Annotated in this window: 13 protein-coding genes; 7 read left to right on the top strand and 6 right to left on the bottom strand. The window is 33.2% G+C overall.

What is annotated here, in order from left to right:
• The gene (locus tag R2808_RS08020; protein ID WP_371270442.1) at positions 1-891 is read left to right on the top strand and encodes a Ppx/GppA phosphatase family protein; all 891 of its coding nucleotides are present in this window, start codon (positions 1-3) and stop codon (positions 889-891) included.
• A gap of 195 nt (positions 892-1,086) precedes the next feature.
• Here the strand turns inward: R2808_RS08020 and R2808_RS08015 are convergent, their stop codons facing one another.
• Positions 1,087-1,473 carry a RidA family protein gene (locus R2808_RS08015; protein WP_371270441.1) on the bottom strand — a complete coding sequence of 129 codons (387 nt, stop codon included), beginning with the start codon at positions 1,471-1,473 and terminating at the stop codon, positions 1,087-1,089.
• Between the two features lie 10 nt (positions 1,474-1,483).
• Entirely contained in the window at positions 1,484-4,108 is a 2,625-nt protein-coding gene (locus R2808_RS08010) for a putative LPS assembly protein LptD (RefSeq protein WP_371270475.1), read from the bottom strand.
• A 162-nt stretch (positions 4,109-4,270) separates the two neighbouring features.
• On the opposite strand from R2808_RS08010, the gene R2808_RS08005 reads away from it, so the two are divergent.
• From R2808_RS08005 to R2808_RS07980, 6 genes are all read left to right on the top strand, one after another.
• Positions 4,271-5,395, top strand: coding sequence for an N-acetylmuramoyl-L-alanine amidase (locus tag R2808_RS08005; RefSeq protein ID WP_371270440.1), 1,125 nt, complete (start codon positions 4,271-4,273; stop codon positions 5,393-5,395).
• Between the two features lie 84 nt (positions 5,396-5,479).
• On the top strand, positions 5,480-6,445 hold the full coding sequence (locus R2808_RS08000) for an MlaD family protein (protein WP_371270439.1): 966 nt from the start codon (positions 5,480-5,482) through the stop codon (positions 6,443-6,445).
• 6 nt (positions 6,446-6,451) lie between these two features.
• Positions 6,452-7,783, top strand: coding sequence for a 4Fe-4S dicluster domain-containing protein (locus R2808_RS07995; protein ID WP_371270438.1), 1,332 nt, complete (start codon positions 6,452-6,454; stop codon positions 7,781-7,783).
• A gap of 1 nt (position 7,784) precedes the next feature.
• Positions 7,785-8,225 (top strand): phosphoheptose isomerase, encoded by a 441-nt coding sequence (locus tag R2808_RS07990; protein WP_371270437.1) that lies wholly within the window; start codon positions 7,785-7,787, stop codon positions 8,223-8,225.
• A 26-nt stretch (positions 8,226-8,251) separates the two neighbouring features.
• Positions 8,252-9,043: a (Fe-S)-binding protein gene (locus tag R2808_RS07985; protein ID WP_371270436.1), complete on the top strand. Its 792-nt coding sequence runs from the start codon at positions 8,252-8,254 to the stop codon at positions 9,041-9,043.
• Between the two features lies 1 nt (position 9,044).
• On the top strand, positions 9,045-9,527 hold the full coding sequence (locus R2808_RS07980) for an ABC transporter ATPase (protein WP_371270435.1): 483 nt from the start codon (positions 9,045-9,047) through the stop codon (positions 9,525-9,527).
• 96 nt (positions 9,528-9,623) lie between these two features.
• Here the strand turns inward: R2808_RS07980 and R2808_RS07975 are convergent, their stop codons facing one another.
• The 4 genes from R2808_RS07975 to R2808_RS07960 form a co-directional block, all read right to left on the bottom strand.
• Positions 9,624-11,021, bottom strand: a complete 1,398-nt coding sequence (locus R2808_RS07975) for a T9SS type A sorting domain-containing protein (protein ID WP_371270434.1) — start codon at positions 11,019-11,021, stop codon at positions 9,624-9,626.
• Positions 11,022-11,314: 293 nt separating this feature from the next.
• Positions 11,315-12,061 carry an Asp/Glu racemase gene (locus R2808_RS07970; RefSeq protein ID WP_371270433.1) on the bottom strand — a complete coding sequence of 249 codons (747 nt, stop codon included), beginning with the start codon at positions 12,059-12,061 and terminating at the stop codon, positions 11,315-11,317.
• A gap of 75 nt (positions 12,062-12,136) precedes the next feature.
• Positions 12,137-13,048 carry a fumarylacetoacetate hydrolase family protein gene (locus R2808_RS07965; protein ID WP_371270432.1) on the bottom strand — a complete coding sequence of 304 codons (912 nt, stop codon included), beginning with the start codon at positions 13,046-13,048 and terminating at the stop codon, positions 12,137-12,139.
• Positions 13,049-13,098: 50 nt separating this feature from the next.
• The coding region (locus R2808_RS07960) for a cupin domain-containing protein (protein WP_371270431.1) at positions 13,099-13,784 on the bottom strand (686 nt) is incomplete at its 5' end.

Here is a 13,784-nt window from a genome sequence, read left to right as displayed (position 1 = left end):
ATGATTACAATAAAAAAATATGCAGCAATTGATATTGGTTCAAATGCCATGCGATTGCTAATAACTAATATTGTTGAGCAAAAAGGAAAACCTACACAATTTAACAAAAGTTCATTAGTGCGAGTTCCTATTCGTTTGGGGCAAGATGCCTTTACTATTGGCGAAATTTCAGAAGAAAATATTGCCCGAATGGTAGATGCAATGAAAGCGTTTAATTTATTAATGAAAGTTCATAAAGTAGAACAATACAGGGCGTGTGCTACTTCGGCAATGCGCGAAGCTTATAATGGCAACGAAATTGTAGCGCTAATTAAAAAGAAAGCCGATATAAAAATTGATATTATTGATGGTAAAAAAGAAGCTGCTATAATAGCTTCGTCTGATTTGAAACAATTTATAAACTCTGATAAAACCTATTTATATGTAGATGTAGGTGGCGGTAGTACCGAGTTTTCGCTGTTTTATGAAGGTAAAATTGTTACTTCAAAATCGTTTAAAAACGGAACAGTTCGTTTGCTTAATAATATGGTTTCCGATATCGTTTGGACCGAAATTGAAAAATGGATTAAACAAACCGTAGCACCGTATGACGATATTACTTTAATAGGATCGGGCGGAAATATTAACAAATTGTTTAAAATGTCCGAAAAAAACCAAAGCAAACCACTTTCATATGTATATGTTAATTCGCAATTTCAAAAATTAAGCGCTATGACTTATGATGAAAGAGTTGCCGAGCTTGGTTTAAACCCCGATAGAGCCGATGTTATTATTCCTGCAACGCGTATTTACTTAAACGCAATGAAATGGAGTGGTGCTCGCCAAATATATGTGCCAAAAATTGGTCTTTCTGATGGTATTGTAAAAGCGATGTACTTTAAAAAAATATAATATTTACCCGTAGTGCATTTAGAAAATTTTATTTGTTTATTTCGTAAGTTCGAGTATTTCTTAGATAAATTTTATGCAAATTTATCTAAGAAATGTATCGAGAACTTACAATTTAATGCTTCTCGATAAAATTTTTCTTCGCTTTACTACGAAAAATTACTCGAAGTGACGTCGTTTAATAACTTTTATCAATATTTAATAGGTTTTAACAGCAATCATCGAAATTTCTACGTTTACATTTTTTGGTAAACAAGCCACTTCTACAGTTTCTCTAGCAGGTGCTTCATTTTCATTAAAATACTGTGCATAAACGCCATTAATTTTAGAAAAATTATTCATATCACTAATAAATATTGTAGCTTTAATAACGTGTTCAAAATTCATTTCTGCTGCATTAAGAACTGCTTTCATGTTTTCCATAACTTGCTGAGTTTCGGCTTCAATATCGTGTAGAACCAATTCTCCGTTTGCTGGGTTTATAGCAATTTGTCCAGAAGTGTACAAAGTATTTTCTACTAAAACCGCTTGACTATAAGGGCCAATGGGTGCTGGTGCTTTATCGGTAAAAATTATTTTTTTCATTTGGTATTTTTTATCTAAAAACTTTGTCTGGTAATTGGCGTTCTTCCCACTTAATATCGCTTAACATAGAAGAGCTTATTCCAATAAAAAAGCCCCAATATTTGTTTGTGCCAACAGGCACCCAGTTAAAGCTCATTCGCCAACTTTCTAAATCGCGTTCAAAACGAAGTTGCGTAAAGGTTATGCCTTTATTTTTAAAATCGTAACCCGAAGAAAAACCTACTTTCCAGCGCGGCGCTAGTTCTATATTTCCAGAACCCATTAACGATTGTGAACTTATTTCGCTTTGTCTGTTAGAATTGTTATACGTAACCGAATAAGCAAAACGAAAATCCCAAGGCAGTTTGGTCATATACCACTCCGAATTGTTTTTAGTATTGTCTTCGTCTTTATCTTTGTTAAACATACTTTTGCGGTTATCGCTTAAATCGGTTCCAGTTCCAAATAAATCATCGGTTCTACCACCATTCATAGCTGTTTGATCGCTTTTAGATGATTTATCGTTACTAAAATCAGAGCTCGTAAAGGAGTAGTTAATAGTTAAATTGGCACTCGTCATTCTAAATAAACTACCGCCATTATCAATATTAAAAACATCTATTCTTCTTCCTGCATTATCAATTGCATAAGGATCTAATCGGGCGGCAAAGTTTACATTCATTTTATCTTTTAGCAGCTTTGTTCCGCCATTTAGCGTAACACCGCCCCATTTAAGCGAATCGGCAACTATATTGTAACTTGTACTTAGGTTTAACAGTAAAAGCTCTTTCTTTTTAGGCTCGTCGGTATTATTTTCGTCGTCTGTAAACTTACCTTCAAAAGTGTTTTTTACCGAAAATCCTACGTTTTGCGCTAAATTTTTGTTTGGAACACCAAAAACAGTATTTTCGAATCGAGAAAAATCGGCTAATGTATTTCCTGTTGCATCAATTGCATAAGTGTCGTAATACTGGTCAAAACTTGGGTTATAATTGTAGCTAACACTTGGCGAAATTACGTGTCGTAGTGCTTGAAATTTTTTATCTTCTCCAAAATTAAATGTTCCGTATAGTGTAGTTCCTAAACTGGTATTAAAATTATAAGTTCTGTAAGCATCAAAACCATTTACATCTTCCGTTATTACTCGGTTTTCTATATTACTGTAGTATTTATCTGTGGTTTTAAGCGCCCAAACTTCGTTATAATTTGCACCAAGGTTTACATTAAAATATTTTGCTATTTTAAAATTAGTACTTAAAGGTATAGTATGCTGTATTCCTGTTTTAGCATCGCGAAACATTTGAGGTTTAAAAAATAACGAATCGTAGGTTGCAATTCTATTTTCGCCTCTTAAATTATACTGAAGATTGATGTTTTTTAGTATTCCTTTTTTGGTTTCGCCTTCTTTTGCAAACGGAAATATTCTATCTACACTAGCTTGCAGCGTAGGTAAGGTCATGTTAATTTGTTCGGTATTCGTGTTTTGATTGTGTGTAGCTGTTACCGAAAAATTTACTTGCGGAACAGTTGGAAAGGTTTTAGAATAATTAATAGACGAACTCATATTATTATTTAAACTCGAACTTACGTTGTTTAAATTAACCGAGTTTCGGTAATATTGACTACTACCTAAGTTTACCGATGCCGAGAAACGTGAGTTTGCCGCTGCTTTTGCATCTTGGCTATGGCTCCATTGTATATTGTATTGTTTCGATTTAACATAATCGGGTAAACCGCGTTCGCCTTGTATGTTGTTTTCAAATCTAAAGTTAACACGACCATTAAATTTATACCGTTTCGAGTAGCTACTTTCTACTCGTAAACCATAACTTCCATTTGTGTAATAATCGCCTAAAACGGCTAAATCGTAATAATCGCTTAAAGCAAAATAGTAACCTCCATTTTGGAGAAAATAACCTTGTCTGTTCGATTCCCCAGGTGTAGGAATAATAAAGCCCGACGTGCTTTTTTCGGTCATAGGAAAATAGGCAAACGGAAGACCAATTGGAGTAGGAACATCAGCAATAACCATATTGGTTAAACCAGCAACAACTTTCTTTTTCGGTACAAATTTTACTTTTCGAACTAAAAAATAATACTCGGGGTCGTCTAAATTTTTTGAAGTGGTAATGCGTGCATTGCGTAAAAAAATAACAGAATCGTTTTCCCTTTTTGAAACTTCTGCTTTAATGTACATTTCGCCTTGTTGCGTTCTAGAATTCCAAATCATTGCTTTTTTAGTTTTGAAATTGAAACGAATGGAATCGGGCTCAATAACATTGTTACCTTGTTTAAAAACAGGATATTGGTTGTAATTTCCTAAACTATCTTTTAAACGACCAGCATATACTTCGTCTTTTTCGTAATCGAGTACAATTATTCCCGATTTTAATTCAATATCAGTATAATACAGTTCGGCTTCATTGTAAAGTGTAAGTTGCTTTTTCTTTTGATCAAAACGTTCGTAATCCTTAGCTTTTCGTTTTACAATTCCTTCTAAAACGGGTTTCTTCTTAATAGAATCGTTTTTTTGTTTTACAACAGTATCATTTTGTGTAGCATCTTCACGATTTACAATAGTGTAAGTATTTAGCTTTAAACTATCTACAGTTCTAATTTCTTGAGCATAGAACGCAGTGCTTGCAACTGTTAGCAAAATTGCTAATAAAACGATATGAAATAACTTGTTATACAATACTAATAATACTATTTTTGTAAAAAATGGCTCACTTTTTGAAGTGTCAAACTTACATATATTTTTTTGCAAAAATAATTATTTAATAAAATTATAACGCTATAACTTATAACTTACTCTATTATGAAGTTAAAAAAACAACTACAAAAATTGTTGCTTTTAAGTGTAATACTTTTAAGCACAGTTGTTTATTCTCAAAATTCTAAATTTAAAGTGGTGCTCGATGCGGGTCATGGTGGAACCGATCCAGGAAACTCATATCACGGCTATGTAGAAAAAGAAATTGCGCTAAAAACAACTTTGTTGGTCGGAAAAGAATTAGAAAAATATAGCGATATTGAAGTTTTATATACTCGAAAAACCGATGTTTTTTGGACTCTTAGGCAACGTTCTGAATATGCTAATGATAAAGACGCTGATTTATTCGTTTCTATTCATTGTAATTCTGTAAAAAACTTTGGTCCGTTTGGAACCGAAACTTATGTAATGGGTATGTCTAGAAGCAATATGAATTTAGAAGTAGCCAAAAGTGAAAACTCGGTAATATTTTTAGAAGACGATTATAAGGAAAAATATAACGGTTTCGATCCAAATAAGCCAGAATCCTTAATTGGTTTAAAAATTTTACAAGAAGAATATTTGTCGCAAAGTATTAATTTGGCATCAAAAATTGAACAAAAATTTGCTAAAGAACTAAAGCGAAACAGTAGAGGTGTAAAACAAGCACCATTGTGGGTTTTAGATGCTTCTTACATGCCAAGTGTTTTAATAGAATTAGGTTTTTTATCAAATAAAAATGAGGGTTCATATTTAAATTCATCTCTAGGAAAAACTGAAATGTCGCAAGCAATTGCTGCCGCTATTTTAGAATACAAAAAAGAGTTTTTTCAAGAAAGTACCACAAACACGGAAACCGTACAACCTGAAAAAACAATAAGTAAAAAAACAGAAACAACTAAAGAAACTACTTTAAATAAAGAGAATAGCAATGCCGAAAATATTGTATTTAAAGTTCAAATTTCGGCAAGTACAAAAAAAATTGAGCCAAAATCGTATAATTTTAAAGGTTTATCTACAATATCAAGAGAGAAAGATGGAAAATTGTATAAATATTTTTACGCAGAAGAATCGTCTTATGAAACTTCTAAAAAACGTTTAAACGAAGCCAAATCAAAAGGTTACAAGTCGGCTTTTATTGTAGCGTATAAAGATGGTGTAAAAATTAACGTAGCCGATGCCTTAAAATAAAATAAAGTTTTATTTTTGTTAAAAATAGAATTTGTAATAAGAACTACGTATTATTTCTTTTACAACTATTTAAAATCAAATGAAATGAAACTATCTCGAGAAATAAAAACGGCAATTTTAGTAATACTTTCACTAGTCTTATTTGTTTGGGGCTACAACTTTTTAAAAGGAAAAAACCTATTCGATACTAGTAAAAAGTTATATGCTGTTTACGATTCGGTTGAAGGTTTAGAATCGTCTTCTCCTGTAAAGCTTAAAGGTGTTACTGTTGGTCGTGTAAATTCGTACGAGTTTTTAGAAAATAGAAAAGTAGTTGTCGAAATTTCAATTACGTCAAATTATCCTATTTCAAAATCGAGTGTAGCAGAATTGGTAGGAAGTTCGCCACTTGGTGGAAAAGAAATTGTAATTATTCCTAATGATGAAGATCCGCAATTAGCTGAATCGGGCGATTATTTAAAGGCAAGTTCAAAATTAGGTTTAACCGATGCTTTAGCCGAGCAAATTGTACCCGTTAAAGACAAAGTAGAAAAACTATTAGACAATGCAAATGTGTTGTTTGCCAATGTAAATGAGGTTTTAGATGAAAAAACTAAAATTAATTTACAAAACAGTATAGCCGAACTTAACAAAACAATGGCAGAATTTAGTAAAACATCTAAAAATTTAAACCTACTTTTAGCCGATAACAAAACAAAAATTGACAATTCGTTAACCAATTTAGATAAAACTACTTCAAATTTTGCTAAACTGTCCGATTCTTTATCGCAGACCAATATACAAGAAACAGTAGCAAGTTTACAAAAAACATTAGCAAATGTAGATAAACTAATGGCCGATATTCAGCAAGGAAAAGGTACAATGGGTAAATTAATGAAAGACGAAGAAATGTACACTAATTTTACCAATGCTTCTAAAGAACTAGAATTGTTATTGCAAGATGTGCGCTTGCACCCAACACGTTATGTAAACGTTTCGGTTTTTGGAAAGAAAAATAAACCTTACGTTGCACCCGAAGTAAACGAAAAAAACGAACAAATTAACAACTAATCAAATATGAGTATTTTACCTAATATATTATTTGCAGTTATTCTTAGTATCGGAATTGGTTATTTTGCCCGAAACGTCAAAAAACTAATACGAAACATAAAACTAGGTCAAAATATAGATCGTTCTGATAATTCAAAAGAACGATGGAAAAACATGGCAATGATTGCACTTGGCCAATCGAAAATGATAAAACGCCCAATTGCTGGTTTTTTACATATTGTAGTGTATTTAGGTTTTATTATAATTAATATCGAAGTATTAGAAATTATTATTGACGGACTTTTTGGAACACATCGTATTTTTCGATTCTTAGGCGGATTTTATGATTTTCTAATTGGTTCGTTCGAAATTTTAGCTTTTCTTGTATTAATAGCTGTGCTTGTTTTCTGGGCTCGTAGAAATATAATAAAAATTCAGCGCTTTTGGAAACCGGAAATGAAAGGTTTTCCTAAAAATGATGCAAATTATATATTATACTTCGAAATGGTGCTAATGAGTTTGTTTCTTATAATGAACGCCGCCGATTTTCATTTACAGCACGTTAGTGGTGGTTTTGGTCATTACCATCAAGCAGGTAGTTTTCCTATTTCGCAGCACATTGCTACTCTTTTCGACGGAATGAGTAATAATTTAGTAATGCTAATTGAAAGAGCCGCTTGGTGGTTGCACATTACAGGAATTCTTATTTTCTTAAATTATTTATACTTCTCAAAACATTTACATATTCTTTTGGCGTTTCCTAATACTTATTTTGCGAATTTAAATCCGTTAGGAGCTTTTCCAAATAACGAAACAGTTACAAAAGAAGTAAAATTAATGATGGATCCTAATGCCGATCCGTTTGCTGCACCTGAAAATCCTGAAGCTATTCCTGCTAAATTCGGAGCTTCAGATGTGCAAGATTTAAATTGGGTACAATTATTAAATGCTTATACCTGTACCGAATGTGGTCGTTGTACATCGTCTTGTCCTGCTAATCAAACAGGTAAAAAACTATCGCCGCGCAAAATTATGATGGATACACGCGATAGGCTAGAAGAAGTGGGTAAAAATATAGACGCTAATGGTGGTAAGTTTGTTGACGACGGGAAAACGTTATTAAACAATTACATTACTCCCGAAGAATTATGGGCATGTACCACGTGTAATGCTTGTGTAGAAGAATGCCCTGTAAGCATAAGTCCACTTTCTATTATTATGGAAATGCGCCAATTTTTAGTAATGGAACAAAGTGCAGCACCTACAGAATTAAACAGTATGATGACTAATATTGAAAATAATGCAGCCCCATGGCAATACAACCAAATGGATAGATTGAATTGGGCAAATGAACAATAAAATGAAAGATAATAAATTAGTAGATATTTCAGTTAATGGCGAAAAAGTAAGTCCTATTTTACCAGATGGCGTAAAAAATTATTTAATAGATATAGACGGTACCATTTGCGATGATATTCCTAATGAAGAACCAGAACGTATGGCAACGGCAGAAGTTTATCCAGATGCTTTAGCTACACTTAATAAATGGTACGATGAAGGACATATTATCTGTTTTTTTACCTCGCGCACCGAAGAACATCGCGAAGTTACCGAAGCTTGGTTAAACAAACATGGTTTTAAATACCATAGTATGCTTATGGGTAAACCACGTGGTGGAAATTATCATTGGATTGATAATCATTTGGTAAAAGCGACTCGTTATAGAGGAAAATTTACCGATTTAATAGAAAAAGAAGTAACCATTCAAGTTTTTGACGACGAGCATCATAACAACGAATAACTATACTAATTACTAAACCTAACACCATGTCTGAAAATTTAGTAGTACCAACAATGGCCGAAATGATGGCAGAAGGTAAGCAACCCGAAGTATTGTTTTGGGTAGGCTGCGCTGGAAGTTTTGATGATAGAGCCAAAAAAATAACAAAAGCTTTTGTAAAAATCTTAAATAGAGCCAATGTTTCATTTGCTGTTTTAGGAACCGAAGAAGGTTGCACTGGCGATCCGGCAAAACGAACTGGAAACGAGTTCTTATTTCAAATGCAAGCCATGACAAATATTGAAGTTTTAAATGCTTATGAAGTAAAAAAAATTGTTACAGCTTGTCCACATTGCTTTAATACATTAAAAAACGAATATCCTAGTTTAGGTGGAAATTACGAAGTAGTTCACCATACCCAATTTTTGAAATCGCTTTTAGACGAAGGAAAAATAACCGTTGAAGGTGGACAGTTTAAAGGTAAAAAAATTACATTTCACGATCCGTGTTATTTAGGTCGAGCTAACAATGTGTATGAAACTCCTCGCAATTTAATTGAAAAATTAGAAGTAGAATTGGTAGAAATGAAACGTTCGCGTGCAAACGGATTGTGTTGTGGAGCTGGTGGAGCACAAATGTTTAAAGAACCCGAAAAAGGAAATAAAGACATAAATGTAGAACGAACGGAAGATGCACTAGAAACAAAAGCCGAAATTATTGCTACAGGTTGTCCGTTTTGTAATACCATGATGACAGACGGCACAAAAGCAAAACAAAAAGAAAATGATATTCAAGTTCTCGATATTGCCGAAATGATTGCAAACGCTAAAGATTTATAATATGTATGTTCCTTTTGAATCGTTACCGCCTCATGCTCGCATCTGGATATATCAGTCCAATCGAAAGCTTTCGGAAACAGAAGTTCTTGAAATAACTGAACAAACAGAAGCATTTTTACATGAGTGGTCGGCTCATGGTCAACCTTTAGAGGCTTCTTTTGTTATAAAGTACAATCGTTTTTTAATTATAGCGGTAAACCAAGATGTTCAAGCCGCAACAGGCTGTTCTATTGATGCTTCGGTAAAATTTATTCAAAATTTAGAGCAAAAATATGCTATTGATTTGCTGGATAAAATGAATGTTACTTATAAGCAAGGCGAATTTATTGCGCATAAATCACTTATCGATTTTAAAAAAATGGCAAAGGAAAAGGCTGTAAACGCAAATACTATAGTTTTTAATAATTTAGTAAATACTATAGAAGAGTGGCAAGACTTTTGGGAAGTTCCCGCTAGCGAAAGTTGGCACAATAGGTTTTTTTAATACAATAAATATAGTTCATTATTCACTATATATTACCTCAAAACAAAAGAGATGAACAAATGTTCATCTCTTTTTTATTTACAGTTAACTTTCGTATTATTCTTTAATAATTTTAATAGTTTTAGAAGTGTTGTTTACCGTTACTTTTACAAAATAAGTACCAGCTTGTAACATAGACATATCTAATTCTTTCTCCATTGAATTTGGATTATTATTTATTACTATTTGTCCTAACATATTATATGCAGTAACATTTTGTATAGCAGCACTTGCTTTTAAAGTTAAAATGCTATTTACTGGGTTAGGGTAAAAATTAAATAACGATTCATTTTCTAATGCTATATTTTCTGTAGAAAGAACATCTAAATCATAAATGCTTATTCCAAAATAACCAGGGTCAGAACCGCCCCATCTATCAATTTGTACATAGTAAGTAGTTCCTTCGGTTAATCCTGTTACTTCTACAGTAGATAAATAATTAGCAGTAATATCTTGGCTACAACCTAGTTCTGTACCTAAAGAAGAGGCGTCAGCACAATTAGATGGAGCTTCATATACAGCCAATTCCGTATCTTCATGAGTTCCGCCCGCTACATCAGTTGAAATTTGTACCGAACCAGAAGCTGGTGCTACAAATGAAAACCATACAGAACCATCAATACCACCATTAAAACAAGAGCCTACTACTTCGTTAGTTTCGCTAGTTGCATAAATGTCATAATAGGCATTTCCAGCCGAAGTGGTATTCATTGTTAAAGCAGTTGCGTTGCATACATTATCATTAGGTGGAACTGCTGGACCAGCATCTGTAGTAAAGCCCCAAATAGCACAGCCTGACGCTTCACTTGTTTCGTTTACAGGAATAACCATCCAATACAGTGTAGTACTAGCTTGACCTACGGTTACTTCAATAGAAGTTTCTGTAACATTTGTAAACAACGTCATATCGCTTCCATCGCTTAATGTACCTACATAAATATCATAAGATGTAGGCGTAGGTCCTGTAGAAGGAGCCGTCCACGATAATGTAAATATATCAAATGCGGGAACGGTTGTAGAACCATCAGCAGGGGTTATGGGAGTTTCGGCACAATCGGGAACTGGTGCAGGCGTACACGTTGTACACTGAATATAAGTTTCTCTACATGTTTCATCGCCAGTACAAGTGTTATCGGCATAAATGTGAAAACGTCCACTTGCAACCGTTATTGCAGGTACGGCTAAAGGCGATTGTCCATAAGCAATAATATTATTGCTATCGTCTGTAAAGGTAATATAATCTGTAGCAATTTCACTTGAAAACTCATAATCTTGGCCAATCACTAAATCTGTAATGTTGTTCCAATCTCCACCCCAGTTACAACCATCTTGTACTTGAAGTGAACCGTCGTTAACAGAGGAAACATCAACATACTCATATGTACCAATACATTGTGCATTTATACCGAATGTATAAAATAGCATAGTTAAAAAAAGAAAAGTAATTTTTTTCATAAAAATGTTTTATAGTTAATATAGCAAATTTAATTAAAAAAATAATACATTCATTTTTTTTAAACTACTTTATTAAGAATGACTTTATAGTAATGTTAATTTTTTGTATATAAATGGTTGTTTTAATACAAAACTAAAAAGTATTTTTATTTAGAATATTTTATGATTACTATATATATGAATAATAAAAACGGAATGCTTATTACAAAATACAATCCAAAAATTTTCAATAAAAAAATTCCACCTAAAAAAAATAGTAAAAACGCAATTTTATATTGAATTCTCTTTTTCAATTAATATTTTCCACTCAACAATTCCCCACCAATAGCTGATTTAGCTTCAATGTTTAATTTTTTCATCATTTCATAAGTCGTACAAACCGCAGCTGAAGTTACGGGAATACCACATTCTTTTTGAATTAAGTCAATAGCTTCTAAAGAAGGCATTTGCACACAAGCCGAAGCGACTAATACATCAACATTGGTTAAATCCAGTTGTTTGTAGATTTCTAATAAATTCATTGGGTTTTGCGCTGCAACTTCTAAATTATCGGGAATTTCAAGCGCAATGCTTTCTTTTACTTTAATACCTTGATGTTCAATATAATCGACTACTTTATCTGTTAACGGACGCATATAAGGCGTTATAATCGAAATTTGTTTCGCCTCTAAAACGTTTAATCCGTTAATTAAAGCACCTGCAGAGGTAACAATTGGAGTAGGGAAATCATTCGCTACCGTTTCTTGGTGTAAATTGACTTCCGAAACACAATGATAACCACGCCCCATACTCATAATGGCAACCAAACAAGCATATCCCATAACATCAACATGAGCATCAGATAATTCTTGAGCACATTTTAAACTCATTTTATCCATTGCTTCCAGTTCTTCTTTGGTTACTTTTTTCATGCGCATTCTACTGCTATGAAACGTAAAGCGTTCTGGTAAAATGGTTTCACGCGAACGAAAAATAGCTGGGATTTCCGTTTCCATTGTAATATTTGAAGAAGGAACAATTTGTCCTATTCTAAATTTCATGTTTAAAAGTTTAAGGTTTAAAAGTTTAAAAGTTGCTCAAAAACTGAACACTCAAAACTATTTACTGAATACTATCTATATTTCTTTAACCGTATTTGTAATTGTTCCAATTCCTTCAACGGTTGCTTCAATTACATCGCCATCGTGTAGCCATTCTTGTGGATTTCTACCCGCGCCAACACCAGCAGGTGTTCCAGTAGCAATGATATCACCCGCTTCCAATGTAAACACAGTACTTAAGTCTTCAATTAAATCATTGATATTAAACAACATAAATTGCGTATTTGAATTTTGTTTTTCAACACCATTTACTTTTAATGATAAATTTAAATTATGTGGATTTTCAATTTCGTCTTTAGTAACCAAAATTGGACCCATAGGTGCAAAAGTATCTTGCCCTTTGGAAACAATCCATTGCCCTTCACGACGACAATCTCGTGCTGAGATATCATTGATAACAGTATAGCCAAAAACATAATCCAATGCTTCAGATTTTGGAACGTATTTTCCTTTTTTAGAGACAATTACGGCTAGCTCTACTTCCCAGTCTAACTGATTGGTTAAGTTTCTGTTTAATAAAACATTTGTGTTGGTAGCTGTAACGGTTGTAGGTGGTTTTGAAAAGATAATTGGTTTTTGCGGTAACTTTCCAGTCGTGTCAAGTGTTCTGGCACTTTCGGCAACGTGCTCGGTGTAATTTAGACCAATTCCAATAATGTTTTTACGAGGTTTCGGAATTGGGGCTAAAAAAACAACTTCATCTAAATCGTATGCAATTTCATCAAATTGATCATCCGAAGTCTCGTTAATCATTTCAGTGATTTCTGCAATAACTTCAAATCCCATATCAATTAAATCCAATATATTATCGGGTAGTGGGAAATTGGAAAAATTTCCGAAATCTTCCATATCTATTACACGATTATGATGAATAAAGCCTAACCTTGCTTCGTTATTATCTTTTGTTGTATAAGTAAGTAGTTTCATTATAATTTTGTTTCAAGTTTCAAGTTATAAAGTTAACCTAAATTGTTTTGTTATTGAATTTGTTGATGTCCGTTGTTTTCAGTGTATTCTCTTCCTTGGTATAATCCTAAACCTTCGATTACAGGTAAATCGTTAAAATTGAATAAACAAGCATCTTCTGTATCAGAAAGATTGTGATGTTCGTGCCAAGTCCAGCTTGGAACACAGAAAATATCTCTTTCTTTCCAATCGAAACGTTTTCCGTTAATGATAGTGTAACCTTTACCTTTTGCACATTGGTAAACGAATGAACCCGTATGCTTATGTGCTTTTCCTTTAAATCCAGCAGGTAGCAATTGCATCGCTGCACCCATGGTTTGCATAACATGTCCGCCTGTTAATGGATTTGAGTATTGCATAAAAATACCATCAAACGGATTTATTTCAGCTACTTTTTGAGTTTCTAATAAAGCTGGATATACCTTTTTCCAAGAAAATTTGAAAAGAGGCGAATACGGTTTGTTCCAAATTGTATCGGCTGGAATTAAACCCGCACAACCGTAAATAATTGGCGAATAATTCAACGGAGCTGTTAGTTCTTGTTTGCCTTCTAAAACAGCATAATCATTAGCCTCTAAAGCATTTACTAATGGAATATCTAAACCATCTTGCCAAATGCACGTTTTTCCATCGGCAGCAACACCATGTTCGTGCCAAGTCGAGTTGGGAGTGATAACAAAATCATTGACTTCTAATT

The organism is Flavobacterium sp. (genome assembly GCF_041392005.1).
In the GTDB taxonomy this organism is placed as follows: Bacteria; Bacteroidota; Bacteroidia; order Flavobacteriales; family Flavobacteriaceae; genus Flavobacterium.
This window is presented reverse-complemented; position numbering and strand designations above follow the sequence as displayed.